The 2,559-nt window shown below is 61.7% G+C and carries 4 protein-coding genes; 2 read left to right on the forward strand and 2 right to left on the reverse strand.

The window, feature by feature from the left end; translation table 11 throughout:
* Positions 1 to 6 precede the first annotated feature (6 nt).
* Both AB0D04_RS39430 and AB0D04_RS39435 read left to right on the forward strand, forming a co-directional pair.
* Entirely contained in the window at positions 7 to 453 is a 447-nt protein-coding gene (locus AB0D04_RS39430; protein WP_362712223.1) for a GntR family transcriptional regulator, read from the forward strand.
* 11 nt (positions 454 to 464) lie between these two features.
* Complete coding sequence (locus tag AB0D04_RS39435; protein WP_362712224.1) at positions 465 to 1,025, forward strand: HD domain-containing protein; 561 nt, start codon at positions 465 to 467, stop codon at positions 1,023 to 1,025.
* Here AB0D04_RS39435 and AB0D04_RS39440 read toward each other — a convergent pair.
* Together AB0D04_RS39440 and AB0D04_RS39445 are read right to left on the reverse strand one after the other, a co-directional pair.
* Positions 1,022 to 1,495 carry an NUDIX domain-containing protein gene (locus AB0D04_RS39440; protein WP_362712225.1) on the reverse strand — a complete coding sequence of 158 codons (474 nt, stop codon included), beginning with the start codon at positions 1,493 to 1,495 and terminating at the stop codon, positions 1,022 to 1,024. The genes AB0D04_RS39435 and AB0D04_RS39440 overlap by 4 nt on opposite strands.
* Positions 1,496 to 1,505: 10 nt before the next feature.
* Positions 1,506 to 2,261 (reverse strand): helix-turn-helix transcriptional regulator, encoded by a 756-nt coding sequence (locus AB0D04_RS39445; RefSeq protein ID WP_362712226.1) that lies wholly within the window; start codon positions 2,259 to 2,261, stop codon positions 1,506 to 1,508.
* Positions 2,262 to 2,559 lie beyond the last annotated feature (298 nt).

The following is a 2,559-nucleotide window of genomic DNA, read 5'->3' on the forward strand; positions in this document are numbered from 1 at the left end:
TAGAGCGTGCCGCAGGCCAGTCCGCGAGGTACGTACTTGCAGATCTCGGAGTCTCTACGTCGGAAGATCGAAGAGGGCGAGATCAGCGAAAGTCTGCCCTCCGAGGCGGAGCTCATGAGCACCTACGGCGTTGGCCGCAGCACCATCGGGCGAGCGCTCAAGGCACTCAAGGCGGACGACGTTATCGAGTCTGTGCAAGGGGCTGGCTGGTACGTGGCTGGGACGGGTGACCGTCGTCCGTTGGTTGATCGAGTGACGGATCTTCTCCGCGCTGACGGAGTCCAGGTCGGAGACCCCTTCCCCTCCGAGAAGGAATTGTGTGAGCGGTTCGCAGTCTCGCGTACCGCGGTGCGCTCGGCGATCGCCCAGATGGAGGGGCGGGGCCTCATCGCGATGGGCGCAAGCCGCCGGCGCAAAGTGCGCGCTCTCCCGATCACGGCGTCTGGCTCGTAGCCTTGGTCACCATGGATCTCACTGAGCGGGCGTATGGCCTCGCTGAATCGCTGCTGTCGGAACCCCTGCCCCGGCGTTGGTCCCACTCTCTCGGAGTCGCGGAACGCGCCCGCTCGCTTCAGTCGATCCTGGGGGACGACGCTCTTCTGATGGAAGCGGCGGCTGTCTTGCACGACATCGGGTACTCGCCGCTGATCGCGTCAACCGGCTTCCATCCTCTCGATGGAGCCCGGTTCCTTCGTGATCAGGAAGGCATGGACGATCGGGTTGTCCGCCTCGTTGCGCACCATTCTTGCGCTTTGCTGGAAGCTGAAGAGCGTGGACTCCGAGCGGAGTTGGCTGGCGAATTCGAGTTGGAGCGGCCAGAGCTTGTCGATGCGCTGATCTTCTGTGACATGACGACGACTCCGGACGGTTCTCACACGACGTCGGACGCTCGTGTCTCCGAGATCGTCAGCCGATACGGGCCGGATACCATCGTGGGCCGCTTCATTCAGCGGGCTGCCCCCGAGATTCACGCATCTGTACGGCGTGTCGAGAGTCGCCTCACGGCTGTGGGTGAATCAAGCTAACCGATGTACGGAGCAGTCCGTGTTCGGTCAAGACCGTGCGTGATCCGGAGCCGCATTGACGGGTGGATGTCCAGTTTTTCGAGGTCCGTTGGGGGAACCCAGCGGACCTCTTTGGATTCAGAGCTTGTGCGCAATGCACCGCCAACTGGACGCGCGTGAAAGCAAATGGAGAACTGTTGGCGTACTTCGCCGTCGTCGTACGCCATGACGTGCTGAGGGTCGGTGTAGAGCCCCACAATATCCTCAACAACTACAGAAATTCCGGTCTCTTCTTCGACTTCACGCACTACCGTGTGCGCCACGTCCTCGCCGACGTCATGCCCACCACCGGGCAGTGCCCAGCGGTCATTATCAGTCTTGTGGATGAGCAGCAGACGCCCGCTGTCGTCGCAGACGACAGCTGTCACGGATGGGACGACGGAGTTAGCCGTAGGGGCGTTGGGGTCGCGATAGTAGTCGATTCGACTCATGCGTGGTGCCTCAGCAATCGGTAGGTGAAGAGATGGGACGGGCTGACTCCCAGACTCTTTCGACGCTCTCCGCGTACGAGTCGAAAAGCTCTCCGCCCGGGACTCTTTGCAGGTGAAGCACAGGGGCCAAATATGCGCCGACGCCGTAGAGATGACCATTCGCCAGCATCTCGTCATCGGACCGATAAATTGAGTTGTAGAGGGTGGTTTCGTGAAGTCGGAATTCCACTCCCGGTAGGCCGAAAAGCCCGCTGTAGTTGATGAGAGCGTTGCGGATCTTCCCCGCCATGGCCGCGCCGATCCCTTCATCCCTGCCGCGTACGGCGACTGCTTCGCACTCCGGGTCGCCGAGCATGAAGCGGATCGGGACACCGGCGGCAGACTTCTCTTTCACCACTCTGAGGAAGGCTGGATCCTCGGTCAGCCAAAACCCGGAGTACACCAACACGTCGAAATGCTGCGTTGCCTGCGCGTAGAGGGTGGGCCACAAGCTCTGCATCACCACTGAGCGATGCGGATAGAGCTTGACCACCTCGGCGTTGCCCGACGCGGTGACTTGCGCGGATGTGCGCTCATCCGGCCACAGGTACGAGACCTCAACTTTGAGCAGTGAGGCGACTGCGTACTGGAATCGCCGATAGGGCTTGCGGTCGGGCTCGTTGATCCAGCGCTCCACCGTCTTGGATGCGACGCCTAGGCGAGCGGCCACTTCATCTAAGGACAGGCCGAGGTCCACGATCGCGCCGCGCAACCGCTCGTTCGCCACACCAACCTCCCCGTGGGTCGGGACGACTTGGGACGACTTCACCGTATCGAGTCGTACCTGACTCGTACAGGTACGGAGTCGAGTGTCTGGCGTCAGCAGAGCAATCTCTAACCAGCGCCGGTCAGAGCAGTTGTCACCGACCGGCACCCCGAAGGACTTGACGGGCGGACGTTCGCCCGGCATGGTGAGAGGCATGTAATATATGCATCGCTCGCGGTGCAGTGCTTCGACTGTTCAACGACAACTCCACAGCGTGATCCACCGCATCAGGACGGCCGTGAGTGCACCGGCCGAGGCG

Source organism: Streptomyces sp. NPDC048483 (genome assembly GCF_040651455.1).
GTDB lineage: Bacteria > Actinomycetota > Actinomycetes > Streptomycetales > Streptomycetaceae > Streptomyces.